This is a genomic window from Starkeya nomas (assembly GCF_902703545.1).
Classification (GTDB): domain Bacteria; phylum Pseudomonadota; class Alphaproteobacteria; order Rhizobiales; family Xanthobacteraceae; genus Ancylobacter; species Ancylobacter moscoviensis.
In genome coordinates, this window is the sequence record NZ_CACSAS010000001.1 from 2371776 (window position 1) to 2397425 (window position 25650).

The 25650-nt window shown below is 68.1% G+C and carries 25 protein-coding genes; 12 read left to right on the plus strand and 13 right to left on the minus strand.

Annotated features, from left to right (window positions below; translation table 11 throughout):
* Window positions 1-12 precede the first annotated feature (12 nt).
* Window positions 13-327, minus strand: coding sequence for an usg protein (locus STARVERO_RS11580; protein WP_159598949.1), 315 nt, complete (start codon window positions 325-327; stop codon window positions 13-15).
* Between the two features lie 305 nt (window positions 328-632).
* On the opposite strand from STARVERO_RS11580, the gene groES reads away from it, so the two are divergent.
* Window positions 633-947 carry a co-chaperone GroES gene (gene groES / locus STARVERO_RS11585; RefSeq protein ID WP_144342731.1) on the plus strand — a complete coding sequence of 105 codons (315 nt, stop codon included), beginning with the start codon at window positions 633-635 and terminating at the stop codon, window positions 945-947.
* A 44-nt stretch (window positions 948-991) separates the two neighbouring features.
* Window positions 992-2629: a chaperonin GroEL gene (groL, locus tag STARVERO_RS11590; RefSeq protein ID WP_159598950.1), complete on the plus strand. Its 1638-nt coding sequence runs from the start codon at window positions 992-994 to the stop codon at window positions 2627-2629.
* 269 nt (window positions 2630-2898) lie between these two features.
* Here the strand turns inward: groL and STARVERO_RS11595 are convergent, their stop codons facing one another.
* Genes STARVERO_RS11595 through STARVERO_RS11610 form a run of 4 tightly spaced genes read right to left on the minus strand, consistent with a single transcriptional unit; the run spans window position 2899 to window position 6621 of the window.
* Window positions 2899-3534: an ABC-type transport auxiliary lipoprotein family protein gene (locus STARVERO_RS11595; protein WP_244616743.1), complete on the minus strand. Its 636-nt coding sequence runs from the start codon at window positions 3532-3534 to the stop codon at window positions 2899-2901.
* Between the two features lie 42 nt (window positions 3535-3576).
* On the minus strand, window positions 3577-4623 hold the full coding sequence (locus STARVERO_RS11600) for an MlaD family protein (protein ID WP_159598952.1): 1047 nt from the start codon (window positions 4621-4623) through the stop codon (window positions 3577-3579).
* 7 nt (window positions 4624-4630) lie between these two features.
* Window positions 4631-5413, minus strand: a complete 783-nt coding sequence (locus STARVERO_RS11605; RefSeq protein WP_159601738.1) for an ABC transporter ATP-binding protein — start codon at window positions 5411-5413, stop codon at window positions 4631-4633.
* 59 nt (window positions 5414-5472) lie between these two features.
* Window positions 5473-6621 (minus strand): ABC transporter permease, encoded by a 1149-nt coding sequence (locus tag STARVERO_RS11610; RefSeq protein WP_144342727.1) that lies wholly within the window; start codon window positions 6619-6621, stop codon window positions 5473-5475.
* A gap of 247 nt (window positions 6622-6868) precedes the next feature.
* Between STARVERO_RS11610 and dgcA the strand changes: the two genes are divergently transcribed.
* Window positions 6869-7846 carry an N-acetyl-D-Glu racemase DgcA gene (dgcA, locus tag STARVERO_RS11615; RefSeq protein WP_159598953.1) on the plus strand — a complete coding sequence of 326 codons (978 nt, stop codon included), beginning with the start codon at window positions 6869-6871 and terminating at the stop codon, window positions 7844-7846.
* Here dgcA and STARVERO_RS11620 read toward each other — a convergent pair.
* Both STARVERO_RS11620 and thiD read right to left on the minus strand, forming a co-directional pair.
* Window positions 7843-9015 carry an MFS transporter gene (locus STARVERO_RS11620; RefSeq protein ID WP_159598954.1) on the minus strand — a complete coding sequence of 391 codons (1173 nt, stop codon included), beginning with the start codon at window positions 9013-9015 and terminating at the stop codon, window positions 7843-7845. The genes dgcA and STARVERO_RS11620 overlap by 4 nt on opposite strands.
* A gap of 65 nt (window positions 9016-9080) precedes the next feature.
* The gene (gene thiD / locus STARVERO_RS11625; protein ID WP_159598955.1) at window positions 9081-9887 is read right to left on the minus strand and encodes a bifunctional hydroxymethylpyrimidine kinase/phosphomethylpyrimidine kinase; all 807 of its coding nucleotides are present in this window, start codon (window positions 9885-9887) and stop codon (window positions 9081-9083) included.
* Window positions 9888-10181: 294 nt separating this feature from the next.
* Here thiD and STARVERO_RS11630 point away from each other — a divergent pair, with 294 nt between their 5' ends.
* Window positions 10182-10418: an Lrp/AsnC ligand binding domain-containing protein gene (locus STARVERO_RS11630; protein WP_144342723.1), complete on the plus strand. Its 237-nt coding sequence runs from the start codon at window positions 10182-10184 to the stop codon at window positions 10416-10418.
* Between the two features lie 4 nt (window positions 10419-10422).
* Here the strand turns inward: STARVERO_RS11630 and STARVERO_RS11635 are convergent, their stop codons facing one another.
* The 3 genes from STARVERO_RS11635 to STARVERO_RS11645 are packed head-to-tail and all read right to left on the minus strand — an operon-like array spanning window position 10423 to window position 12556.
* Window positions 10423-11367 (minus strand): DMT family transporter, encoded by a 945-nt coding sequence (locus tag STARVERO_RS11635; protein ID WP_244616744.1) that lies wholly within the window; start codon window positions 11365-11367, stop codon window positions 10423-10425.
* 39 nt (window positions 11368-11406) lie between these two features.
* Complete coding sequence (locus STARVERO_RS11640; protein WP_244616745.1) at window positions 11407-12108, minus strand: cytochrome b/b6 domain-containing protein; 702 nt, start codon at window positions 12106-12108, stop codon at window positions 11407-11409.
* Window position 12109: 1 nt separating this feature from the next.
* Window positions 12110-12556 (minus strand): cytochrome c, encoded by a 447-nt coding sequence (locus tag STARVERO_RS11645; RefSeq protein ID WP_159598957.1) that lies wholly within the window; start codon window positions 12554-12556, stop codon window positions 12110-12112.
* 258 nt (window positions 12557-12814) lie between these two features.
* Between STARVERO_RS11645 and STARVERO_RS11650 the strand changes: the two genes are divergently transcribed.
* The 4 genes from STARVERO_RS11650 to STARVERO_RS11665 all read left to right on the plus strand — a co-directional run bounded on the left by STARVERO_RS11650 (window position 12815) and on the right by STARVERO_RS11665 (window position 16404).
* Window positions 12815-13630: a universal stress protein gene (locus STARVERO_RS11650; protein ID WP_144342719.1), complete on the plus strand. Its 816-nt coding sequence runs from the start codon at window positions 12815-12817 to the stop codon at window positions 13628-13630.
* 172 nt (window positions 13631-13802) lie between these two features.
* Window positions 13803-14399: a LysE family translocator gene (locus STARVERO_RS11655; protein WP_159598958.1), complete on the plus strand. Its 597-nt coding sequence runs from the start codon at window positions 13803-13805 to the stop codon at window positions 14397-14399.
* A 122-nt stretch (window positions 14400-14521) separates the two neighbouring features.
* Window positions 14522-15340, plus strand: a complete 819-nt coding sequence (locus STARVERO_RS11660; RefSeq protein ID WP_186291914.1) for a UDP-2,3-diacylglucosamine diphosphatase — start codon at window positions 14522-14524, stop codon at window positions 15338-15340.
* Window positions 15340-16404 carry a glycosyltransferase family 4 protein gene (locus STARVERO_RS11665; RefSeq protein WP_159598959.1) on the plus strand — a complete coding sequence of 355 codons (1065 nt, stop codon included), beginning with the start codon at window positions 15340-15342 and terminating at the stop codon, window positions 16402-16404. The genes STARVERO_RS11660 and STARVERO_RS11665 overlap by 1 nt, the downstream gene beginning before the upstream one ends.
* 10 nt (window positions 16405-16414) lie before the next feature.
* Here STARVERO_RS11665 and STARVERO_RS11670 read toward each other — a convergent pair whose 3' ends face one another.
* Complete coding sequence (locus STARVERO_RS11670; protein ID WP_144342715.1) at window positions 16415-17404, minus strand: threonine ammonia-lyase; 990 nt, start codon at window positions 17402-17404, stop codon at window positions 16415-16417.
* Window positions 17405-17549: 145 nt separating this feature from the next.
* Here STARVERO_RS11670 and STARVERO_RS11675 point away from each other — a divergent pair, with 145 nt between their 5' ends.
* Window positions 17550-18170, plus strand: a complete 621-nt coding sequence (locus tag STARVERO_RS11675; RefSeq protein WP_144342714.1) for a helix-turn-helix domain-containing protein — start codon at window positions 17550-17552, stop codon at window positions 18168-18170.
* A 63-nt stretch (window positions 18171-18233) separates the two neighbouring features.
* On the opposite strand, the gene STARVERO_RS11680 is transcribed toward STARVERO_RS11675, so the two are convergent.
* On the minus strand, window positions 18234-20450 hold the full coding sequence (locus tag STARVERO_RS11680; protein ID WP_159598960.1) for an esterase-like activity of phytase family protein: 2217 nt from the start codon (window positions 20448-20450) through the stop codon (window positions 18234-18236).
* A gap of 267 nt (window positions 20451-20717) precedes the next feature.
* On the opposite strand from STARVERO_RS11680, the gene STARVERO_RS11685 reads away from it, so the two are divergent.
* From STARVERO_RS11685 to STARVERO_RS11695, 3 genes are all read left to right on the plus strand, one after another.
* A complete protein-coding gene (locus STARVERO_RS11685; protein WP_159598961.1) occupies window positions 20718-21857 on the plus strand; it encodes a TRAP transporter substrate-binding protein in 1140 nt (379 codons plus the stop codon).
* 182 nt (window positions 21858-22039) lie between these two features.
* Window positions 22040-22666 (plus strand): TRAP transporter small permease subunit, encoded by a 627-nt coding sequence (locus tag STARVERO_RS11690; RefSeq protein ID WP_159598962.1) that lies wholly within the window; start codon window positions 22040-22042, stop codon window positions 22664-22666.
* Window positions 22666-23994 carry a TRAP transporter large permease gene (locus tag STARVERO_RS11695; RefSeq protein WP_159598963.1) on the plus strand — a complete coding sequence of 443 codons (1329 nt, stop codon included), beginning with the start codon at window positions 22666-22668 and terminating at the stop codon, window positions 23992-23994. Before STARVERO_RS11690 ends, STARVERO_RS11695 begins: the two co-directional genes overlap by 1 nt.
* Window positions 23995-24076: 82 nt before the next feature.
* Here the strand turns inward: STARVERO_RS11695 and STARVERO_RS11700 are convergent, their stop codons facing one another.
* Entirely contained in the window at window positions 24077-25552 is a 1476-nt protein-coding gene (locus tag STARVERO_RS11700) for an ATP-binding protein (protein WP_159598964.1), read from the minus strand.
* Window positions 25553-25650: the final 98 nt, after the last annotated feature.

Sequence of the window (25650 nt, forward strand, 5' to 3'; positions counted from 1 at the left end):
GGTGATATCGGCTCAGTTCAGGCGGAACACGCCGTCCACGCTGCGCAATTCCGCCGGCTTGACGAGCCGTGCATGGGCGATGGTCACCGAGTGCAGCGGCCCCTCCAGCTCCCGCTTCCAGAACTCCAGGAAACGGTTCAGCTCGGGAAAATGCGGGCACAGGTCGTAGTGCTGCCAGAGATAGGTTTGCAGGATCGCCGGATGATCCGGCATGCGGTAGAGGATCTGCGCGGTGGTCAGCCCGTAGCCTGCGAGCTGCCGGCGGAAATCCTCCGATACCGCTCCCTGCGACGCCACGCCCTGCGGCGATGCCCCATGTCCTGCCATGCGGAACCTCCTTTCGCGAACGAATCCGATTGTGCGGCCAGCCCCGTCCTTCGGCAAGGTTAATTTCTAAATTAACCTTCGATATCAATGCCTTGGCAGCATAGACGACGGAGTGCTGACAAAGCGGCGGATTAACCGTTGGCACTCACCGCTGATGACTGCTAATTTTTTCCCGGGCGCACCTTGCGCGGCATTTTCCCGCCGCCTAGATGTCCCCACGGCAAGCCGCCGGGAACGTGGGGCGCATGTCCTCGCCAGCCGCGCCTTGCCGGATCAAGCGATCGTTCAGGATTTGGAGAGAACCGATGAAGTTCCGTCCCCTGCATGACCGGGTCGTGGTCAAGCGCATCGATGCGGAAGAGAAGACCGCGGGCGGCATCATCATTCCCGACACCGCCAAGGAAAAGCCCTCGCAGGGCGAGGTCGTCGCCGTCGGCCCCGGCGGCCGCGACGAGGCCGGCAAGCTCGTGCCGCCCGACCTCAAGGCCGGCGACCGCGTGCTGTTCGGCAAGTGGTCGGGCACCGAGGTCAAGATCGACGGCGTCGATTACCTCATCATGAAGGAAGCCGACATTCTCGGCGTGCTGGAAGGCACCACCGCGGCCAAGAAGGCCGCGTGAGGCAGCCCTGACGCTGCTCGCAACGCTTCACCGGAGAAAGAAACATGTCTGCCAAGGAAGTTAAGTTCGCTGGCGACGCGCGCGAGAAGATGCTGCGCGGCGTCGACATTCTCGCCAACGCGGTGAAGGTCACGCTCGGCCCGAAGGGCCGCAACGTCGTCATCGAGAAGAGCTTCGGCGCCCCGCGCATCACCAAGGACGGCGTCACCGTCGCCAAGGAGATCGAGCTCGAGGACAAGTTCGAGAACATGGGCGCCCAGATGGTGCGCGAAGTGGCCTCGAAGACCAATGACCTCGCCGGCGACGGCACCACCACCGCCACCGTGCTGGCCCAGGCCATCGTGAAGGAAGGCGCCAAGTCGGTCGCCGCCGGCATGAACCCGATGGACCTCAAGCGCGGTGTGGACCTCGCCGTCGAGGCGATCGTCGCCGACCTGAAGAAGAACGCCCGCAAGGTCACCTCCAACGCCGAGATCGCCCAGGTCGGCACCATCTCCGCCAATGGCGACGCCGATGTCGGCAAGTTCCTCGCCGAGGCGATGCAAAAGGTCGGCAACGAGGGCGTTATCACCGTCGAGGAAGCCAAGACCGCCGACACCGAGCTCGACGTCGTCGAGGGCATGCAGTTCGACCGCGGCTACCTCTCGCCCTACTTCATCACCAATGCCGAGAAGATGCGGGTCGAGTTCGAGGACCCCTATATCCTCATCCACGAGAAGAAGCTCTCCGGCCTTCAGGAGCTGCTGCCGGTCCTCGAGTCCGTCGTGCAGACCTCCAAGCCGCTGCTGATCATCGCCGAGGACGTCGAGGGCGAGGCCCTGGCCACGCTCGTCGTCAACAAGCTGCGCGGCGGCCTGAAGGTCGCGGCCGTGAAGGCGCCGGGCTTCGGCGACCGCCGCAAGGCCATGCTGCAGGACATCGCCATCCTGACCGGCGGCACCGCGATCTCCGACGATCTCGGCATCAAGCTCGACACGGTGACCCTCGCCATGCTCGGCCGCGCCAAGAAGGTGGTGATCGAGAAGGAGAACACCACCATCGTCGACGGCGCCGGCGCCAAGAAGGACATTGAGAGCCGCGTCGCGCAGATCAAGGCGCAGATCGAGGAGACCACCTCGGACTACGACCGTGAGAAGCTCCAGGAGCGTCTGGCCAAGCTCGCGGGCGGCGTCGCGGTGATCCGCGTCGGCGGCGCCACCGAGGTCGAGGTCAAGGAGAAGAAGGACCGCGTGGACGACGCGCTGCACGCCACCCGCGCAGCCGTCGAGGAAGGCATCCTGCCGGGCGGCGGTGTCGCCCTGCTGCGTGCCACCAAGGCGCTGGACGGTATCAAGACCGCCAATCCCGACCAGAAGACCGGCGTCGACATCGTGCGCCGCGCCATTCAGGCCCCGGCCCGTCAGATCGCCAGCAATGCTGGCGAGGACGGCTCCCTGATCGTCGGCAAGATCCTTGAGAAGGACACCTACGCCTACGGCTTCAACGCGCAGTCGGGCGAGTATGTGGACATGTTCAAGGCGGGCGTCATCGACCCGGCCAAGGTCCTGCGCTCCTCTCTGCAGAACGCGGCCTCGGTCGCCTCGCTGCTCATCACCACCGAGGCGATGATCGCCGAGCTGCCGAAGAAGGCCGCTCCCGCCCCGGCCATGCCGGGCGGCGGCATGGGCGGCATGGACTTCTGAGGACGCCCACCGAAGCCGCCCGGCGAAACGCCAGAAACCTGAAGTCGGCATTAGCCGACTTCAGCGGGCGGCGGCATGGGCGGGATGGACTTCTGATCGAAGTCGAATTGCCTTCGAATGCAGAAAGGCGCGGCGCGAGCCGCGCCTTTTTTGTTTCCGTCGAAAGATCCGCACACACACAGATCGAGAGGATCTGGGCACCCGTACCGATAACAAAAAGCCCGGCCGAAGCCGGGCTCGTCCTCCACTTCAAGAATCGGCCGTAACCCTCAGAAACGACTCGATGCCCAGCGCACGATCTCGACGAACACCTCGTCCGAGGCCGCGTCGATAGCCCGTGTCGCATCGGGCCCGCTCGTGGAGGCGGCCGGCGCCGTGGCCCTGAACACCTCGGCCGCGGCGATCCGGCCCGTGCTGCTGGCGACGATCTTCACCGACACCTCGACCACGGCCTCGGCACTCCCGTCCGAGGTACGCAGCCCGAAGGCACGGAGGTCCGACAGGAGCGTGTAGTCGGCGCTGAGCCCGTCGCCCGCACGCCCGACCGAGCGGCCGCGATTGCCGTTCTCGAAGGACTCGATCAGCCGCGCCTGGAACAGCGCCGGCAGGCGGTCGCTCCACTGGGCACGGTCGAGATAGGTGATCTGGCCCGGCGCCGGCTCGACGACGATCCGCTCGGTATCCAGCACCTGCAGCGCGCTCGGCGGGCCGATCACCAGCAGTCCCGTACCGCGGCGTGGCGCGCTGAAGTCTCCGGGAGCCGTCAGGTCGAAGGTCGGCACCGATTTGTCGCCGCCGGCGAGCAGCGCGCCGCATCCACCCAGCGTCAGGGCAACAGCCAGCACGCTGGCGCACGCGGCAAGCCTGTGTCCCGGCTTGCTGCGACCGGTCTCGTCAAAGGTCACGTTTGCTCCCCTGCCCCCGTGAGTTCCCCAGAGCCCCATCGACTAGCGCCCACTGTAGCTGGGGACGTTTGTCCCGCCAAAGATGAACTGGCGCGGGTTGCGTTCGAAGTTGCGGAAAACCCGCTCGATCTCGGACAGGGTGCGCCGTCCGTCCACCGCCAGCGCCTCGTACTGGCGCAGGCCCGGCCCCGTGAACTTGTTGAGGTTGACGGAAAGCTCGGCGGTGCGCGTGTCGAGATTCGCGGCCAGCTTGCGCACCTCGGCGGCGGCGCTGGTGATCTCGCTGAACATGCCCTTGCCTTCCTCGCTCGTGGTCATCGCGTTCACGTTGTCGAGGATCGTGTCGAACTTCGCCGCCATCTTGTCGAGCTGGGCGGTGAAGCGACTGATGTCGTCCACCGTGTTGCCCACCTTCTTCGGATCGAAGGAGGTGACGACCTTGTCAAGATTGTCCGATAGCCGGCTGATCTGCTCGGCCGCCCCGCCCACCTGCTTGAGGAAGCTGTCGACGCTGCCGGCGTTGTCGCCCAGCGCCTTGCTGAACTTGTCGACATTGTCGATCACCGAGGCGATCTTGGAGTCGTTGGCCTTGATCAGGTCGTCCACCCGCGTGGCGATGTCGCCGATCCGGCCCAGCACCTCGCGGGCCGAGCGCATGAGGTCCTGCACCGCCGAGGTGTTGGCGTCGATGGTCGGCAGTCCGCCCTCGGGCGGCGTCGGCAGCGGCTGGGCCTGCGTCGACCCGCCGACCAGCCCGACCGAGGCGAGGCCGGTGAGCAGCTGCGAATCGAGATTGGCGCGAGTATCCGACTTGACCGGCGTGCTGGGCTGCACGGCGATGGTGGCGATCACCTTGCGCGGGTCCTGCGGATCGATGCGCAGCCCCGTCACCTCGCCGACCGGAATGCCGTTGAAGGTCACCGCCGAGCCGGTCTGCAGCCCGCTGACGACCCCGCTGAACACGACGTCGTAGGAAACGCGCGGCCCGCGGCTGTTCGATCCGGTGAACCACCAGACGAACAGGAATCCCGCCGCGACGACCAGAAGCGTGAACAGGCCGATAATGATATAGTTGGCGCGTGTCTCCATGTCGGCCTCAGCGCGCCTCCTCTTGCCCGAAGCCGGCGGCGCGCGCCCGCTTGCCGTGGAAATAGGCGGAAACCCAGGGATGCTTCGACGCCAGCATGGTTTCGATCGGTCCGACTGCGATGATCTTGCCCTCGCCGAGCGCCGCAATGCGATCGCAGACCGTATGAAGGCTGTCGAGATCGTGGGTTACCATGAATACCGTCAGCCCCAAAGTCTGCTGCAATGTCGCGATCAGATCGTCGAACTCCCCGGCCCCGATGGGGTCGAGACCCGATGTGGGCTCATCGAGGAACAGGATTTCCGGGTCGAGCGCGAGGGCGCGGGCGAGCGCCACGCGCTTGATCATGCCGCCTGAAAGCTCCGACGGCGCCTTCTCCGCGACATCCGGCGCGAGGCCCACCATTTCCAGCTTGGCGATGGTCAGCTCGTCCATCAGCGCCGGGGAAAGATCGAGATATTCGCGCATCGGAAACTGGATGTTCTGCCGCACGCTCAGCGAGGAGAACAGCGCCCCCTGCTGGAACAGCACGCCCCAGCGCCGCTCCAGCTGCCGGCGCTCGGCATAGCTGAGCGTGTCGAGGTCCTGCCCGAACACCTCGACGGTGCCCGAGCGCTTCGGCACCAGCCCGAGAATGGTCCGCGTCAGCACCGACTTGCCGCCGCCGGAGGCACCGACGAAGCCGAGAATCTCGCCGCGTATCACGTCGAGCGACAGGCCGTTGAGGATGATGCGGTCGCCGAAACCGACCACCACGTCGCGGACGCGGATGATCGGCTCGCCGGGTGCCACCTCCCGCCCCGCCGTGCTGCCGTTCCGTGTGGTTTCGCCTTCGGCCTGCACCGCGCGCCTCACATGTCGATCGCGGCGAAGAACATGGCGAACAGGCCGTCCACCACGATCACGAGGAAGATCGCCTTCACCACCGAGGCGGTGGTGTGCGCGCCGAGCGATTCGGCGCTGCCGCCCACCCGCATGCCCTCCATGCAGGCGATTAGGCCGACGATGGCGGCCATGAACGGCGCCTTGATCATGCCGACCTCGAAGGTGTTGAGGGCGATGGCCTCCCGCAGCCGGTTGATGAAGATCTCCGGCGAGATGTCGCCATAGAGCCAGGCCACCAGCCCGCCGCCGAACAGCGCGCACATATTGCCGATGAAGGTCAGCAGCGGCACGGCGATGATCAGTGCCACGAGGCGCGGCAGCACCAGCACCTCGTTGGGGTCGAAGCCCATCACCCGCAGCGCGTCGACCTCCTCGCGCATGCGCATGGAGCCGAGCTCCGCGGTGAAGGCGCTGCCCGAACGGCCCGCCACCATGATGGAGACGATCAGCACGCCCAGCTCGCGCAGCGTGAGGATGCCCACCATGTCGACCACATAGGTCGTCGCGCCGAACTTGCGGAAATGGAAGATGCCCTGCTGCGCGATGATGCAGCCGATGAGGAAGGTGATCAGCGCCACGATCGGCACCGCGCGCAGCCCGGTGCGTTCGAGGTGATAGATCATCGACGTCCAGCGGAAGGTGTGCGGGCGCACGATCACGCGCAGGAACGATGTGATCACCGCGCCGATGAACGACAGCAGCGCCAGCGCGTCCTTGCCGGTGGCGACCACCGTGCGGCCGGTGACGTAGAGGCCGCCGACCAGCGGGTTGAGCGGCTTCTTGCGCGGGGGAACCTCGTGGCAGCCCTTGATGATCTCGTCGAGCAGCGGGCGGAAGCGCTGTTCCAGCCCGACGATCTGGTAGCGCACCCCGGCCGCGTCGAGCCCGCGCAGCAGCCGGTCCAGCACCACCGCGCCGAGCGTGTCGAACAGGCGCACGCCGGAAAGGTCGAGCCGCGCCGTCTCGGTCTGCGCCGCCGTCACCTCGCCGAGCGCCGAATCGACGCTGCCCTCCAGCGCCCGGCCCTGCCCGGCCACCCAGCGGCCATTGCCCACGAACACGAGTTCGCGGCCATTGCGGGCGGTGGCCAGAAGCGGCGCTTCAGCGGCTCCCAAGATCGGTTTCCTTCCCTGACGGCACCTTCAACGGAACGAAGCCGCCAATCGCCAGATTCCCTATGTGTTTCATAGCGGTGAGGGTCCGGGTCGTCGAGCCGTCCGGCCCTCGAAACGAATTTATGATGGCGGATCGGCCGCTTAATGCCCGCCACTGTGCTTTCGCGGCGACGCCTGCCTGCGGCCGGTCAGCATTATGCTCCGAACCCATCGCGCGATTCGCGGCTCCTCCCACCTCTTCTTGGCCATGACCGAGCTCCTCGTCACCCCGGAACGCTTCCCCATCCGCGGCAGCTTCACCATCGCCCGCGGCTCGAAGACCGAAGCCGCCGTCGTCACCGCGACCCTGCGTGACGGCGCCTTAGTCGGCCGCGGCGAATGCGTGCCCTATGCGCGCTATGGCGAAAGCGTGGAAGGTGTGACGGCCGCTTTGACCGCCCTCGAGGGCGCCGTCGCCGCCGGCCTCACCCGCGAGGCGCTACAGGCCGTGCTGCCGGCCGGCGCGGCGCGCAACGCGCTCGACTGCGCGATGTGGGACCTCGAGGCCAAGCGTGCCGGCGTCCGCGTGCACGAGCTCGCCGGCCTGCCGACGCCGAAACCGGTGGTCACCGCCTACACGATCAGCCTCGGCACGCCGCAGGGCATGGCGGACACCGCCGCCACGTGCGGGCACGAGCTGCTCAAGCTGAAGCTCGGCGCGGAAGGCGATCCCGAGCGCCTCACCGCCATCCGCGCGGCCGTGCCCGGCGTGCGGCTGATCGTCGACGCCAATGAGGGCTGGACCGCCGCCAACCTCGTCGCCAACCTCACCGCCTGCGAGAAGGTCGGCGTCGAGCTGGTCGAGCAGCCCCTGCCCGCCGCCGACGATGCGCTTCTCGGCCGGATCGCCCGCCCGGTCCCGGTCTGCGCCGACGAGAGCGCACACGGCCTCGACAGCCTGCCGGGCCTGATCGGCCGCTACGACGCGCTCAACATCAAGCTGGACAAGACGGGCGGCCTCACCGAGGCGGTGGCGCTCGCCCGCGCCGCGCAGGCGGCCGGCCTCGACATCATGGTCGGCTGCATGGTGGCGACCTCGCTCGCCATGGCCCCGGCCCTCCTGCTCACCCCGCTCGCCCGGGTGGTCGATCTCGACGGCCCGCTGCTGCTGGCCGCCGACCGCACGCCGTCCCTGCGCTATGAGGGCAGCGTGGTCCATCCGCCCGAACCCGCTCTCTGGGGCTAGCCGGCTCCGGTCCGGTCGTCGCGCATCCGGCCGGCGACGAGGGCGAGCAGCGCCCCCAGCGCGCCGAAGGCCGCCGAGGCGAGGAAGGCGCGCGTTCCGAAGGCCTGCCAGAGCGGGCCGGAAGCCAGCGTCGCCCCGGCCATGGCGATGGCCGTCGCCCACGCCGCCATCGCCTGCACGCTCGCCCCGCGCCCCGGCGGCGCATGGCGCGCCACCAGCTCCACCGTGCCGAGATAGGTGCAGCCGAACGTCACCGCGTGCAGCGGCTGCAACAGCAGCAGCAGGGCGGTCGGCGGGTCGAAGGCCATGGCGCCGAAGCGCAGCACGCCGGTCGCCCCGCCCAGCAGCAGCAGGCGCTCCGCCCCGAGCCGGCGCGTCACCCGCGTGCCGAAATGGAACAGCACCACCTCGGCGATGACGCCGAGCGACCACAGGAGGCCGATGACGGTGTCGGAGAGCCCCCTGGCGTGCCAGTGGATCGAGGCGAAGGCGTAGAGCACCGCATGGGACCCCTGCGCCAGCGCCGCCGCCGCCATGCCGACCAGCAGCACCGGCGCGAGGCCCGCCAGCCCGCCGCCCGGCGGGCCTTCCTCCTGCCGCGGCGGCGCCTTCACCTCCTCCAGCGTCGCCGCCGCCAGCGCCGCCGCGACGCTCGCCCCGACGATGAGCCAGATCACCGCGTCGCGCGGCACCTGCCCGAAGACCACCCCGCCCAGCAGCGCGCCGGCGACGAGGTTGCCGCCGATGAAGGCCATGGAGCCCCACAGCCGCACCCGCCCGTAGTCCAGAATTCCCTCGCGCCGCCGCGCCACCGCATAGGCATCGAGAACCGGCAGGCTCGGCTGCCAGAAGATGGCGGTGAGACCGAGCCCGATGAGGATGAACGTGGCATTCGGGGCGATCGCGATGCCGGCAAAGCACAAGGCCGTCGCCAGCGCGTAGCCGATCAGCGTGGCGCGCGGCCGGCCGCTGCGGTCGGCCAGCACGCCGCCCAGCGGCATGGTGAGCAGGCGCACCGTCTGCGGCACGGCGAGCGCCAGCGCGATCATCGCCGCGTCGAAGCCCCGCCCCTCCAGCCAGATCGGGAAGAACGGCATGAAGACGCCGATGCCGAAGAACAGCCCGGCATAGACGGAGGCGATGGCGTGGCGCGGGGCGATGAGGGGCACGAGACGACTCGCGGAAATCGCCGCCTCGATAGCAGTCCCGCTCCCCTCTTACGAGCGCGAAGCGCTCACCACCAGGCGTGGAAGTGGTGCACCGGCCCGTGGCCCCGCCCGATCTCCAGCTCCTCCGAGCGGGCGAGCGCGCGGGTCAGGTAGTCCTTCGCCCCTTCCACCGCCGCCCGCAGCGGCAGGCCCTTGGCAAGGCCGGCGGCGATCGCTGAGGATAGCGTGCAGCCCGTGCCGTGCGTGTTGCGGGTCGAGACGCGCGGCGCGCTCAGCTCGAAGAAGCCGCCCTCGTCAAGCAGCACGTCGGTGCTCTCCGGCCCCTCGCCGTGGCCGCCCTTGATCAGCACCGCGCGCGGCCCCAGCGCCTTGAGCCGCTCGGCCTGCCCGCGCACCTGAGCGAGGTTTTCGGCCGGCGCCTCGTCGAGCAGCGCCGCCGCCTCCGGCAGGTTGGGGGTGATCAGCAGCGCGCGGGGCAGCAGCAGCGACCGCAGCGATTCCACCGCCTCCGGCACCAGCAGCCGGTCGCCGGACGCGGCGATCATCACCGGGTCGAGCACGACCGTGGACTGGCCGTGCCGCGCGAGGCCCGCCGCCACCGCCTCGATGGCCTCGGGCCGGGAGAGCATGCCGATCTTCACCGCGTCGACCGCGAGGTCGGAGAACACGGCATCGATCTGCGCGGCGATGAAGGCGGGCGGAACATCGTGGATGCCGGTCACGCCGAGCGTGTTCTGCGCCGTCAGCGCGGTGATGACGCTGGCGCCGTAGACGCCCAGCGCGGAGAAGGTCTTGAGGTCCGCCTGGATGCCGGCACCGCCGCCGGAATCGGAACCCGCTATCGTTACCGCGATCGGTGTGGAACCGCCCATCTCAACGCCTCCCTCGCCGCGTGAAGGCCGGGAGCGTCTCCGCCCGGACGGTCCTCCGCCCCGGGCGTGCGCGATCCGTTTCCTCCGCCGGCATGACCCGGATCAGGTTCGTGGGTTGGCAAGACGCCTCTCAGCCCGCGCGCCTTGCGGCGGATGGGCACCCCAACGTGATCGTTCTCGCGAAATAGGCGAAGCCGTCCCCCGGCGCAAGCGCGCGCCGAAGCGCGGAGGGGTTGCGCGCGAACCGGGCTTCTGTTCCTTATCGGCCTCCCGCCCCGAAGCCGGAAGGTCGCGATGGTCCCTTTCTTCATGCAGATCAAATGCCACCTCGGCCGCTCCTATGAGGTAGCGAACGCCATCGCCGACGCCGAGATCGCCTCGGAGATCTACTCGACCGCCGGCGAGTTCGACCTGCTGGTGAAGTTTTACGTCCCCGAGGACACGGACATCGGGCATTTCGTCAACGCCAAGGTGCAGCAGTTCCCGGGCATCCTCGACACCCGGACCATCATCACCTTCAAGGCGTTCTGAGGCGTCAGGCCGCCGGCCCCGAAGGCGGCGTCGCAGCCTCCTCCTCCCGGCGCCGCTCGATGCCGAGCTGGCGTTCGCGCCAGATGACGAAGAGGCCGGCGCCGATCACGATGGCCGCGCCGATAACCACGAGCAGCGGCGGAATCTCGGCGAACAGGATGAAGCCGAGCAGCAGCGACCACAGCATGGCCGAATAGGCGAAGGGCGCGACGACCGAAGCCGGCGCGTAGCGGTAGCTCTCGGTGAGCAGGATCTGGCCGATGCCGCCGAGCACGCCGATGGTCACCAGCAGCACGGCCTCGCTCACGCTTGGCACCACCCAGCCCCAGCCGGCCGTCGCCAGCCCCGCCACCGCCGCCAGCGCCTGGAAATAGAACACGATGGCGGGCGTGGTCTCGGTCCGCGTCAGCCGGCGCACCTGGATCATCGCGCCTGCCGTGCAGCCGGCGGCGACCAGCGCGAAGGTCGCACCGAGCACCTGCTCGACGCTGTCGAGCGCACCCGACATATGCGGCCACAGCATCACCACCACGCCGCCGAGGCCTACCGTCACCGCCGCCCAGCGATAGATCTGCACCCGCTCGCGCAGGAAGATCGCCGCCAGTACCACGGTGAGAAGCGGCGCTGTGAAGCCGATCGCCGTCACGTCGGCGAGTGGAAGCCGCGCCAGCGCCGCGAAGCCGAGCCCCATGGCGCAGACGCCGATGGTGCCGCGCACGATGTGGCCGAGAGGATGGGCGGTGCGTATCGCCGCGCTGATCTCGCCGCGCCACGCCAGCAGCGCCATCAGCGGGAACAGGGCGAAGAACGAGCGCGAGAAGACCACTTCGCCGGTCGGAACGCGATCCGAGACGATGCGGACAAGGGCCGACATGATGGTGAAAAGGAACGTCGCGCAGATCTGAAGCGCGATGCCCTTGAGCGCGTGCATGGTGGCGCCATGGAGCACGAGTCCGGCCCGCCCGCAAGCGGGTCGGACTCCTATATTTCACGGGAAGGGATCGCCCCCCGCCAGCGCGATGCCGCCGAACACGACGGCAATCGCCGCCGCGAGGCACGCCAGCGCCCTGCCGATCGCCCCCGGCGTCGCCGGCGCGCGGTCGACGAAGCTCCCGGCCGGCTTGCGGCCGGTGATCATGGCGGCGATCAGATTGTCCCGCCCGAACAGCGAATAGGCGACGTTCACCGCCACGTGCAGGCCGATCAGGGCCAGCAGGAACGGGTAGAGCCGCTGGTGCCATGCCGAGGCGCTGGCGATGGTGGCGTCGCTCGCCACCGCCGTCATCGGCCCGTAGACCACGATGTCGTCGCTGGTGAACAACCCGGTCAGGCCCTGCGCCGCCACCAGCGCCAGCAGCGCCGCGACCATCCATCCCCCGGCGGGACTGTGGCCGAGGAAATGCTGCGGGCGCCCGCGCAGCAGGCTCGCCGCATAGGCGGCCACCGCGCCCGGCCCGCGCAGGAAGCCGGCAAAGCGTGCCGTCGAGCCGCCGACGATTCCCCAGAACAGCCGGAACACCACCAGCACGAGGATGGCGAGCCCGTTCCACTGGTGCCAGACGAGCCCGATATCGCCGTAGTACTTGCTGGCGAAGGCGAGCCCCACCAGCGCGGCCAGCAGCCATTTGGCCAGCCGCGTCGGCAGGTCCCACGCCAGCACGCGCGCCGGCGATTCGGCGGAGGCGGTCACGTCAGCTCTTCTGGCGATAGACATCGTGGCAGCCGCCGCAGCTGCGCAGCACGCCGGGCATGTTGGCCTTGAAGCTCGCCTCGTCGGTGATCGCCGCCCGCGCGGCGGTGGCGTCGGCCTCGAACCTGGCGAAGCGGGCGTCGAAATCGGCCTTGTCCTTCCACACCGCCGCCAGCGCATCGGTCCCCGCGCCGGGGCCCGAGCCCTCGGGGAACAGGCCCGGCAGCGCCTTGGCGCCCTTGATGTAGGCGTCGAGCGCCGCCTGCACCGCCGCGAGGTCGAACGCGGCGCTTCCGCGCAGCATGCCGCCCACCGGGCGGGTCAGGGTGCCGAACTCCTTCAGCACCGCCTGGCGCTGCTTGACGACATCGGACTGCGCGACGACCGCGGTGGCGGCGACGACGGCGAACATGGCGACTGCGGTGGCAGCCGTCAGGCGACGAACCATGGAATGCTCCCTCACTCCCGTGCTGCGACGCAGCACGTCCCGGGGCCACCTTATTGGTGCTCAAAACAATCGCAATCGGCCGGAGGTCGCGTTCGCGAGGTCGTGAAGTGCGCGCGCGAAGGCATGGCGGTCATCGCCGCGATACGGTATCGAAAATACCTAATGCCTCTTGCGGATCGTGGTTTTCCGAATTCTCATCACCGCCGTTGTGACCTTACGTCAAAACCAAGAACTTCCCGCCATCGGAGAGAAGCGCCCATGTCCATCCGTACCGTCCTCCTGCACGCCGCGCCCGACTCGGGGTTCGATGATCGCCTCGCCTTCGCCGTCGCCCTGGCCCGCCAGTCCGGCGCCGCGCTGAAGGCGATCTACACGCTCTATCCCGCCGGCGTGCCGCGCGTCGGCCGTGCCCTCTCCATCTACGTCAACGAGCTGGTGCACGAGGCCAGGCAGAAGGAAGCCGGCCTCAAGGCCCACTTCGAGCAGGCCGCCGCCGCGGCCGGCGTGGCCACCACCTGGCAGACGGTCGAGGGCGAGGTCACTTCCGCGCTCCGCAATGAAGTGACCTTCGCCGACGTCACCGTGGTCAGCGAGACGCCCTACGGCACGGTGGACGACCAGCTCGCGGCCACCCTGCCCGAGCACCTCGCCCTCGCCTGCAACGGCCCGGTGGCGGTGGTGCCGACCGGCAAGCCGGTGCCGGCCCGCATCGGGCGCGTGCTCGTGGCCTGGAAGCCCTCGCGCGAGGCCGGCCATGCGGTGCGCTTCGCCCTGCCCCTGCTCGCCACCGCCGAAGAGGTGGAAGTGCTCACCATCGAGGAAGGCGACGCCTCGGTCGCCGAATCCGGTGCCCGCCTCGCCGCCTATCTCGCCACCCATGGCGTGAACGCCCGCCACCGCCACGCGGTCGAGAGCCCGGTCGGCACCGCCATCGCCAACGAGGCGCAGAAGTTCAAGGCCGATCTGCTGGTGATGGGCGTCTACAGCCGCTCCCGCCTTGCCGAGATGGTGCTCGGCGGCGTCACCGCCTCCCTGCTCACCGAGCCGCCGGTGCCGCTGCTCGTCGCCCACTGACGACATCGCCCGGCGCATCGCGCGCCCGCCCACGACACGCGCCGCCGGCTCCCTGCCGGCGGCGTCTTTCTTTTGCCGGCGAGGCCGCGCCGTTTCGGGTTGCGCCCGGCGAACCGGCGCTCTAGCTCTGCGCGGCCCGAGCCGGCGCCGCCGGCGGGCCGAGGAGTCTCCCGTGCCGAGCCCGTTCCTACCCCTGTTCCTGTTCGCCCTCGCGGGCGCGCTCACGCCGGGCCCCAACAACATGATCTCGGCCGGCTCGGGCGCCGCCTTCGGCTTCCGGCGCACCCTGCCGCAGATCTGGGGCGTCACCGTCGGCTTCACGGTCATGATCGTCGCCATCGGCATGGGGCTGGGAACGCTGTTCATGGCGATCCCCTACATGCACCAGACGCTCAAGGTCGTCGGCTCGCTCTATCTGCTCTATCTCGCCTGGAAGATCGCCAATGCCGGCGGACCCGGCGGCGGCACCGCCATGGAGCAGCCGATGACACTGCTGCAATCGGCGCTGTTCCAGTGGGTCAACCCGAAGGCATGGACCCTCGCGCTCAGTATGGTCCCGGCCTTCACCACCGTGGGCGGGGAGCGCCTGTTCGCCGAGGTGGCGATGATCGCCGCCGTCTCCGGCATCGTCACCTTCCCGAGCCTGTGCCTGTGGGCCGGCTTCGGCGCCCTGCTCGCCCGCCTGCTCGCGACGCCCGGCCAGCAGCGCATCGTCAACTACGTGATGGCCGCGCTCGTCGCCGCCAGTGTGGCGATGCTCTTCATGTGAGCCTCCTGCCCTCGCGGACTCAACGGCGCTGCGGCGCAGCATCCGTCATAAAAGCGTGATGCGAGTCGGGCTTATGTCCGCTCATGAACGCATCGCCGGGCCCGCTGGAGGGCATGACCGAGATGGCTTCCGAGGTGAACGACGCACCCGAGGCGCGCCGGTACCGCAGCCTCTTCCTGTCCGACATCCATCTCGGCACCAAGGGGTGCCAGGCCGATCTGCTGCTGGATTTCCTGCGCTACCACGACGCGGACAGCATCTACCTCGTCGGCGACATCGTGGACGGCTGGCGCCTGCGCTCCGGCTGGTACTGGCCGCAGGCCCACAACGACGTGGTGCAGAAGCTGCTGCGAAAGGGCCGCAAGGGCGCGCGCATCGTCTACCTCCCGGGGAACCACGATGAATTCCTTCGCGACTATTACGGCAATCATTTCGGCGGCATCGAGGTGGTCGACACGGCGGTCCACGAAGCCGCCGACGGCAAGCGCTACCTCGTCATCCACGGCGACGTGTTCGACGTCGTGGTCCGCCACGCCAAATGGCTCGCCTTCCTCGGCGACGGCGCCTACACCGCCGCGCTCGGCATCAACACCTATCTCAACTGGATACGGCGCAAGCTCGGCTTTCCCTATTGGTCTCTGAGCCAGTGGGCCAAGCTGAAGGTGAAGAACGCGGTCAACTTCATCGGCCGCTTCGAGGAAGCCGTGGCGACCGAGGCCCGCCGCCACAAGGTGGACGGCGTGATCTGCGGCCACATCCATCACGCCGTCATTCACGATGGCTTCGGCGTCCAGTATCTTAACTGCGGCGACTGGGTCGAAAGCTGCACGGCGATCGTCGAGCACGAGGATGGCCGCTTCGAGCTGATCGACTGGGCCCGCCACACCCGGGCGCGGGTGAACGCGCCATTGCTGCTCGAACGGCCGAAGGTCGCTGCCTGATGCACATTCTCATCGCGACGGATGCCTGGCTCCCGCAGGTGAACGGAGTCGTCCGCTCGCTGCAGAACACGGCGCGCGAGGCCGCGACGCTGGGTGCGCGCATCGACTTCCTCACCCCGCTCGATTTCCGCACCGTGCCGATGCCGACCTATCGCGAGATCCGCCTCGCTCTCGCCACGCCCGGCCGCGTGGCGCGCCGCATGGACGAGATCGGCGCCGATTTCGTGCACATCGCCACCGAAGGCCCCATCGGCCTGATGGCTCGGCGCGTCTGCCTCGGGCGCGGGCAGAGCTTCACCACCAGCTACCACACGCGCTTCCCGGAATATCTCTCGGCCCGCGCGCCGGTGCCGGAGGCACTGTCCTATGCGTGGCTGCGGCGCTTCCACAATGCCGGCGCCGGGGTGATGGTCTCCACCCCCACGCTGGAGGCCGAACTGCGCGAGCGCGGCTTCCGCAACATCATGCGCTGGTCGCGCGGCGTCGATGCGGAGCTGTTCCGCCCACGCCCCTATGAGGAACTCGACGGCCTCGTGCGCGACCTGCCGCGCCCCATCTTCCTCTCGGTGGGCCGGGTGGCGGTCGAGAAGAACATCTCCGCCTTCCTCGATCTCGACCTGCCCGGCAGCAAGGTGGTGGTCGGCGAGGGTCCGGCCCGTGCCGAGCTTCAGGCGCGGCACCCCAACGTGCATTTCCTCGGGCTGAAGGAAGGCGAGGCGCTGGCCCGCATCTACGCGGCGGCCGATGTCTTCGTCTTTCCGAGCCTGACCGACACCTTCGGCATCGTGCTGCTGGAAGCGCTGGCGAGCGGCCTGCCCGTCGCGGCCTTCCCCGTCACCGGCCCGCGCGACGTGATCGGCGAGGCCGCTTCGGGCACGCCGGTCGGCATCCTCGCGGACGATCTCCGGCAGTCGGCCCTCGGCGCGCTCGAACTCGACCGCGCCGCCGCGCGCGCCTATGCGCTGCGCTTCACCTGGCGGGCCTGCACCGAGCAGTTCCTGGGCAATATCGAGACCGCCCACGCCCGCGCGAACGCCGCCCGGCAGCAGGCTGCGGTGAGCTGAGCTCCGGTCTTCAGGCCGCGGCGAGGCAGCGGGCGAAGAGAGCGCCGTCGACATTGCCGCCGGACAGCACGATGGCGGCGACCTTGCCCTTCAGGTCCAGCTTGCCGGCCAGCACGGCGGCCAGCGCCACCGCCCCGCCGGGCTCCACCACGATCTTCAGTTCCTCGAAGGCGAAGGCCACCGCCCGCGCCACTTCCTCGTCGGTGGCGGACACGCCCTCGCCGACGATGCGCGAGGAAATCTCGAAGGTCAGCTTGCCCGGCGTCGCCGCCAGCAGCGCGTCGCAGATCGAGCCCGTGACCCGGTTGTTGCGCTCGCGCCCGCCGGAGCGGAAGGAGCGCGCATGATCGTCGAAACCGGCCGGCTCGGCGGTCATCACCCGCGCCTCGGGAAAGTGATGCTTCACCGCCAGCGCGATGCCCGAGATCAGGCCGCCGCCAGAGGCGTTGGCCACCACCACGTCCGGCACGAGGCCGCGCGCGGCGAGGTCTTCCGCGATCTCCAGCCCTACCGTGCCCTGCCCAGCGATGATGTGGAAATCGTCATAGGGCGGCACGAACACCGCGCCGCGCTCGCGCGCGATCTCGCCGGCGATGGCGTCGCGGTCGTCATGCTCACGGTCGTACTCCACCACCTCGCCGCCGAAGGCGATGGTGCGCGCCCGCTTCATCGCCGGCGCATCCTTCGGCATCACGATGACCGAAGGCATGCCCATCAGCGTCGCCGCCGCCGCCACGCCCTGCGCGTGGTTGCCGGACGAGCAGGCCACCACGCCGCCGGCGCGCTGGTCCTCGGGGATGCGGGAAATGCGGTTATAGGCGCCGCGGAACTTGAACGAGCCGGTGCGCTGCAGCGGCTCGGGCTTGAGGAACACGCGGCCCCCGACCATCTCGTCGAGGCGCGGCGAGGAGATCAGCGGCGTGCGCACCGCCACGCCGGAAAGGCGCTCGGCGGCGGAGGCCACGTCGTCGATGGTGGGGAGTGCGTTGCTCTGCATCATGCAACGAGCTTAATCCGGTAGCAGGTAGCACGCACCCGATTTCGGCACTGTTGCGCTACGGATTCCGCTACTCGCCGCACCACGCTTGCACCGCCTTGCCGGGGCGACCTAAATGTATGTCCCATAACGCAAACCAGGAGCGGGCATGTCGGGCCGCACGCGCAGTCTTGATCGAGGCGGCATGGATGCCGGGGCACAGGCCATCACGGGCCAGCTCGGCCGCACCATCCAGCGCCTGCGCAAGGCCTACAATCTCTCGCTTTCCGAGCTTTCGGAACAGTCCGGCGTCGCCAAGTCGATCATCAGCCAGATCGAGCGCAACGAGACCAACCCGACGCTCGCAACCGTCTGGCGTCTCTCGCAAGCCCTTGATGTATCGATCGATCGCTTCATGGCGGCGACCGACGACGAGCCCTTCGTCGAGCACCTGACCCGTGGCGACACGCCGATCCTGGTCTCCGAGGACGGCAAGTGCCGCCTCACCATCACCGGCTGGATCAAGACGGTGGAATGGCTGCAATGGTTTGATTTCGTTGCCGAACCGGGCGGCGAGCTGGTCTCCGACGGCCACCAGCGCGGCTCGGTGGAGTGCCTGTCGGTGCTCTCCGGCGAGCTCCAGGTGGAGTGCGGCGACATCATCGAGACCGCGCGGGCGGGTGAGACGCTACGCTACCGTTGCGACCGCCGCCACATCATCCGCAACCTCGGTAGCGAGCACGCGCATGCTACCATGGTCTGCCTGCTCAAGGCGGCCGTTCTGGACTGAAAACCCAGTAATTTCAAAACATAAGCGGGCGCCCCGGAGCGCCCGCCTCACCTATTCCGCTGCTCAGTCCAGCTTGCCGATAGCGATGAACTGCGTCTCCCCAGAAGAACCGTCCACACCGTCATTGTCGGTGACGATGAAGGCGTTGCCGGCGGCATCGATGGCGAAGCTCTCCACCTTGTCGAGCACATAGCCCTTCGGCGCCTGAAGCAGCGGCAGCAGGTCCTTCACCTCGCTCTTGGAAAGGACCGGCGGCTGCGCCTCGCTGCCCAGCGGCGCCGGCGTCACGCCCTTCAGCGAGACGAAGGTCAGCTTCTTGATCTTCGCGTCCACTCCGATCTGGTTGTCGCGCTCGATGGCAATGAAGCCGTCCTTGTAAGGCGTGAGCTCGGACAGGCCGACCCAACCCTTGGCAACTGTGTCGAGCGGGTAGCGCACGTAGCTCCAGCTCTTCACCGCCGGCTTGTAGGCGAGAAGCTTCACGAAGCCCTTGGGATCGTCCTTCCACTCGCGCTGGACGGCGATCCATACGGTCTCGTCGGCGCCCGAACCAGCCACCGCCACACCCTCGAAGCCGAAGCGGGTCGCCTGCCCGGCCAGCGCTTCCGGGAGAGCGATCTCCTCCGCGACCACCCCGTCGGCGTCGACACGCAGCAGCAGGTTCTGCGTGGGCTTCTCCTTCTTCTCCGGATTGCCTTCCGACACCACCCAGAAGCCGCCTTCCGGACGCACGGCAATCCCTTCGAGATCGAGGTCCTTGGCCGGCTCGCCACCCTTGGTGAGCACGGTCGCTGCGACGATCTCCGCCGGCAGCGCCGTGGCGTCGACGGTCAGGATGCGCGCCTGGGCATAAGCGCTGTCGGTGACGGCGTAGAGCTTGCCCGGCGTCTTCGGATCGGCGGCGAAGCCCGACAGGGCCGACCACCAGATCGGCAGCCCGTCCGTCCCGTCGGCGGAAAGGATCGTCGGATAGGCCGGCTTCGCGCCGGGTTGACGCTGATAGACGGTGACGACCGAACCGATGCCGCCATCCTCGCGCAGATCGGTCTCCGAGGCGGTGACGAACAGGTCGCGGGCCGGAATGGCGATCAGGCCCTCAGGTCCCACGCCGCCCGGCAGTACCTGCAGGAACTCCGGCGCCTCGGCACCGCCCTTGTCGCGATAGACGAAGACCAGCGAACCGCGCTCCGACGCGACGAAGATCAGGCGCTCGCCGGCGAAGGTCGCGACTTCCGCGCCCTCCATCTCGATGCCCTTCTTGTTGCGCTTGTCGGGATAGTGGCCGAGCCGGACGGCGAGATGCTCAGGCGCCGCGCCGCTCTCGAACAGCAGCTTGCCGGTCTTGTCGAAGATGCTGAAGCCGCGCGAGCCGCCCTTCCAGTCGCCCTCATTGGCGATGACGAAGCGGTCCTCGTCGAGCCACTGCACGGTATCGGGCTCGCGGGGCACCGCCTTCAGCGAGCCGGACAGGTCGATCACCTTGTCCTTCTTGGTGTCGATCTTGTCGAGGTCCACGGTGCCGGCGGAGAAATGCGAGGTCACCTTGCCGGTCGGCAGATCGACCACCACAACGTGGTTGTTCTCCTGAAGCGTAACGACCACCTCGTTGCGGGCGTTGATGTCGACATATTCCGGCTCCGGATCCTCCGGCGCGACGGCAGCGAGGCCGGTCAGGTCCACCACCTTCTTGGACTCGTCGACGACGCGGCCGTTCTTCACCTCGAAATAGGTCAGGTTACCCGGCGGAGACTGCGGAATGGCGCCGTCGTTCACTTCCTCGTCGCGCTCGTTCTCGATCGCGATGGCGAGGTAGCTGCCGTCAGGGCTCTTGGTCACGGAATCGGGCTGGCCGCCCAGATCGATCTTGTCCTCGACCTTGCGGGAGGCGATGTCGACCACGGCGAGATGGCCAGAAGGATTGGCTTTCGATTCCGAGGTATTCACCCCGACATAGGCCTTGCTGCCGATCACCACGGTGGTGGTGGGCTCGCCGTCGAGGGCGACGACGCCCGCCGGCTTCGGCATCGCCGGATCGGTGATGTCGATGAAGCCGATGCGCTTGCCGGGGCTGTCGCTGTAGATCAGCGTCCGGCCGTCCTCGGTGAAGGTGATGATCTCGGCGGCGGTCGACTTGGCCGGGTCGGCGCCGGCGGGCAGGTTCGCCACCACGTTGAAAGTCGAGATGCGGTTGAAGGCCGCGTCAGGGGCCTCGGCCGAGGCCGTGGAGACAGCAAGACCGAAGACCGCCGCCGACACGCCGGCAAGAAGAGTCGCGCGCATGGAAGATCCCTCTCTGGGCAACGGGCGGAGGCCCGCATCGACGCCGTTCAAATCCGCCTGAATGACAGGCGGATGACAAAATCACCGGCGCGTGCCGCAGATGTGTCATTCCTTTCGACTTTGGTAGGACGCATTTTACCGTAAAGCCGCGAATTTGGGCTTGCGCTTGACGTTTCGGCATCGTCTCCTTGCGTCATCGGGACAAGGCGATCAATCGCCGCCCGGCGGGCATGACCCGCAGAGGAAACGCCATAGGAGGAACCGCCCATGACCGAAACGTCAGGGAAGAGTGTGGACGCGCGTCACGACGTCCGCACCAGCCGACGCCGCTTCATCGCCACCGCTGCTGCCGCCGCCGGCGCGACCGTCGTCGCCGCTCCGGCCGTGCACGCGCAGGCACCCATCAAGCTGAAATTCCAGTCGACCTGGCCGAACAAGGACATCTTCCACGAATTCGCCGGCGACTATGTGAAGCGCGTCAACTCCATGACCGGCGGGCGCGTCGAGCTCGAGCTTCTGCCGGCCGGCTCGGTGGTACCCGCCTTCCAGATGCTCGACGCGGTATCCTCGGGCATCCTCGACGGCGGCCACGGCGTCGCCGCCTACTGGTACGGCAAGAACAAGGCGTTCTCGCTGTTCGGCACCGCTCCGGCCTTCGGCTGGGACGCCGACGAGCTGCTCGGCTGGATCCGCTATGGCGGCGGCCAGGAGCTCTATGACGACCTCGTCCAGAACACGCTGAAGCTCAACGTCGTGGGCATGCTGACGGGGCCGATGCCCAGCCAGCCGCTCGGCTGGTTCAAGAAGGAAATCACCAGCGCCGACGACATGAAGGGCATGAAGTACCGCACCGTCGGCCTCGGAGCGGACCTCTTCAAGGAGATCGGCGCGGCCGTGACCATCGTGCCCGGCGGCGAGATCGTGCCCGCCATCGACCGCGGCCTGCTGGACGGCGCCGAGTTCAACAACCCGTCCTCCGACCTCGTGCTCGGCTTCCCGGACGTGGCCAAGGTCTACATGATCCAGAGCTACCATCAGGCGCTCGAATGCTTCGAGATCCTGTTCAACAAGACCAAGTTCGAGGGCCTGCCGAAGGATGTGCAGGAAATCCTGCGCGGCGCGGCCGACGCCACCTCCTCCACCATGATGTGGAAGGCGCAGGACCGCTATTCGAAGGACCTCGAAGCGATCAAGGCGCGCGGCGTGAAGGTGATGCCGACCCCCAAGCCGGTGCTCGAAACCCAGCTCAAGGCCTGGGATGCCGTAATCGCCAACCTCTCGGCCGACCCGGTCTTCAAGAAGGTCATCGACAGCCAGAAGGACTGGGCGAAGCGCATTGTCGGCTTCCGGCTCGAATATGAGCCGGACTCCAAGTTCGCCTACGACCACTTCTTCAAGACGGCCTGACCCGCCATGCGGCGCGCCCCTCTCCGAACCCGGAGGGGGGCGTTCGGGCTTTCATCGCGTCATCATCGGCTTCGCATCGGAGGACGCGCGCGCCGCGTCGCAGGGTGCCCTGCCGGCATGCGCCTGCGCCAGGAGACGGCCCTTGCGAGAGCCGTCGAAGGCCGTCGCCACGAGGCCACCCCATGCAATCCATCCTTCTCGGCGTTGACCGGCTGAACGCTTTCATCGGCAAGCTGTTCGCCTGGTGCATCGTCCTTCTCATGCTGGCGATCACCTACGAGGTGTTCCGCCGCTACGTCCTGCACGACCCGACCACCTGGGCCTACGACGTCAGCCTGATGCTGTATGGCGGGCTGTTCATGATGGCCGGCGCCTACACGCTGTCGCGCAACGGCCATGTGCGCGGTGACTTCATCTACCGGAAATGGGCGCCCACCACCCAGGCGAAGGTCGATCTTGTCCTTTATTTCCTCTTCTATTTTCCCGGCATCCTGGCGCTGATCTATTCGGGGTGGAACTATTTCTACCTCTCCTACCTGCTCAACGAGCACTCCTCCTTCAGCCCCGAGGGACCGGTGATCTGGCCCTTCAAGGCGCTCATCCCGATCACCGGCGTGATGCTGCTGCTGCAGGGCGTGGTCGAGGTCGTGCGCTGCCTCATCTGCATCCGCACCGGCGATTGGCCGCAGCGCCTGCACGACGTCGAGGAGATGGAGAAGATCATCCTCGAGGAGGCTGCCACCAAGGACAATCCCGAAGAAGCGCTCAACGTGATCGAGCGTGACTCCACCACCCGAGGGTCCCTGTGATGTTTCTCTCCGATCCCGCCCTCGGCATCCTGATGCTGGTGCTGTTCCTGATCTTCCTGATGCTCGGCTTCCCCATCGCCTTCACGCTGATGGCCCTGGGCGTCGGCTTCGGCTACTTCACGCAAGGCGACAGCATCTTCCAGCTTTTCGTCCAGCGCACCTATTCGGTGATGGCCAACGACGTGCTGATCTCGATCCCGCTGTTCCTGTTCATGGGATATGTGATCGAGCGCGCCAACATCCTCGACCGGCTGTTCCGCTCCATCCAGCTCGCCGCGGGCTGGATCCCCGGCTCGCTCGCCGTCGCGACGCTGATCACCTGCGCCCTGTTCGCCACGGCGACCGGCATCGTCGGCGCGGTGGTCACGCTGATGGGGCTGCTCGCCTTCCCGGCCATGCTGCGCGCCGGCTACGACACGCGTATCGCCTCGGGCGTCGTCTGCGCCGGCGGCTGCCTGGGCATCCTCATCCCGCCCAGCGTGATGCTCATCCTCTACGGCGCCACGGCCGGCGTCTCGGTGGTGAAGCTCTACGCCGCCGCCTTCATCCCCGGCATCACGCTGGCGGGCATGTACATCGCGTACGTGATCATCCGGGTGATGATTAACCCGGCGCTGGCGCCCAAGCTTCCGGCGGCGGAGCGCAACGTCCCGGCCCTGACCATCGCCTGGGCGCTGCTGACTTCGTTCCTGCCGCTGGTGGCGCTGATCGTCGCGGTGCTCGGCTGCATCATTTTCGGCCTCGCCACGCCTTCGGAAGCCGCCGCCATCGGTGCCCTCGGCGCCATCATCCTGGCGCTGGCCTACCGCACCTTCAGCCTCGAAAAGCTGAAGGACTCGGTGTTCCTCACCGCGCGCGCCTCAGCGATGGTGTGCTGGCTGTTCGTGGGTTCGGCGGTGTTCTCCGCCGTCTTCGCCCTGCTCGGCGGCCAGCGCGTGGTGGAAGAGTTCATCATGGGGCTGAATCTGGGGCCGGTCGGCTTCCTGATCCTCACCCAGGTGATCATCTTCGTGCTGGGCTGGCCGCTGGAATGGACGGAGATCATCGTGATCTTCCTGCCCATCTTCCTGCCGCTGCTCGACCATTTCGGCATCGACCCGATCTTCTTCGGGGTGCTGGTGGCGCTGAACCTGCAGACCTCGTTCCTGTCGCCACCCGTGGCGATGGCACCTTTCTACTTGAAAGGCGTGGCACCGAAGCATGTCTCCATCGACGAGATTTTCTCCGGCGTGATGCCCTTCATCTTCATCGTCGTTCTGGCGATGGTGCTGCTCTACACGGTGCCGGACTTCGCGCTCTGGCTGCCGAACTACCTCTATGGCGGCTGACGACGCGTGCTAAGGGCGCAGGAAAGGAAACGGGCCCGGCGACGGGCCCGTTTTCACATGCGCTACGCCAGGGCCAGACAGGTTAAGCCGACAGCGCCTTGGGATCGCCCGGTGCTGTCTTCCAGCCCAGCGAGGGGAAGCGCACCACGCGGCGCCCGCGGAAATCCGCCTCGCAGACGAGGTGGCCGCGCTCCTCCATATAGGTCAGCAGCCAGCGCCCGCGCGAGGGCGAGCGGCTGCCATAGGCCCGTGCCAGCGCCTCGTCGGCGGGCGACGGCGCCCCGTCCATGCCCGCGCGGGCGAGCAGCAGGAACACGCCCTGCATTTCCTCCGGCAAGCCCGAGGCCTGCTCGACCGCCCGCTGCCAGCCCTCATCCTCCGTCCGCGCATCGAGGCCGGCGCGGGCGATGGCAAGGCGACGGGTGAACTCGGCGAGATCCGGCACCTTGGAGCCGACCCGCCGCACCCGGCAGTGCACGAGGAAATCCGGGTAGAGCGAAGCGGCCGAGCGGAACGGAGCCTCCGGATCGGCCACGAACTGGCGCACGATCTCCTCGATCAGCGCCTCGCGCTCCGCATCGAAGGCGGCCGCCGCCTCGGGATCGACCGGAACCGGCTCGGGCGGCGGGGCGTCCTCCAGCGTCTCGATGATGGCCTCGGTCGCGCGCGGCTCGGCGCGGAGCGGCGGGGCGGGCAGCGGCTCATTGCCGATATCGTCGAAGATGAGGTCCTGCAGCTCGGCGGTGCCGAGCTCGGGCGGCGGCATCAGCTCCGGCCGGCCGTTACGGCTGGCGGTCTCCACCACGCCGATCTTCACCGGCAGCGGCCGACGCGACAGCGCCGGGCCCAGCGCCACGAAGGAACCGGTATTTAGATCGCGGAAGCTCTCCGCCTGCCGCTTCTCCATGCCGAGCAGATCGGCGGCGCGCGCCATATCGATGTCGAGGAAGGTGCGGCCCATGAGAAAGTTGGACGCCTCCGCCGCGACGTTCTTGGCGAGCTTCGCCAGACGCTGCGTGGCGATGACACCGGCAAGCCCACGCTTGCGGCCGCGGCACATGAGATTGGTCATGGCCGACAGGGAGACGCGCCGCGCCTCGTCGGAAATCTCGCCGGCACCGGACGGCGCGAAGAGCTGCGCCTCGTCGACGATGACCAGCATGGGGAACCAATATTCGCGCTCGGCGTCGAACAGGCCGTTCAGGAAGGCGGCGGCCGAGCGCATCTGCGCGTCCGCATCGAGCCCTTCGAGGTTGAACACCACCGAGGCGCGATGGCGCCGGATGCGGCTGGCGATGCGCTGGATCTCGCCGGCCGTGCGCTCGGCGTCGATCACGACATGGCCGAAACGCTCGGCCAGCCCGACGAAATCACCTTCCGGGTCGATGATCGCCTGCTGCACATGGCCCGCGCTCTGCTCCAGCAACCGGCGCAGGAGATGCGACTTGCCGGAGCCGGAATTGCCCTGCACCAGAAGGCGCGTGGACAGGAGCTCTTCCAGATCGAGCCGCACCGGCTGGCCCGCGTTGCTGCTCCCGAGCTCGATACCGATCTTCATCTGCGATGACGTGTCCCTGATCGACCGTCCCCATGGGCGCCGCCCGGCGTCGCCCGAAGATGTGGTCCTAGCACGCAGGGCGCGCATGCGAGCCCTGA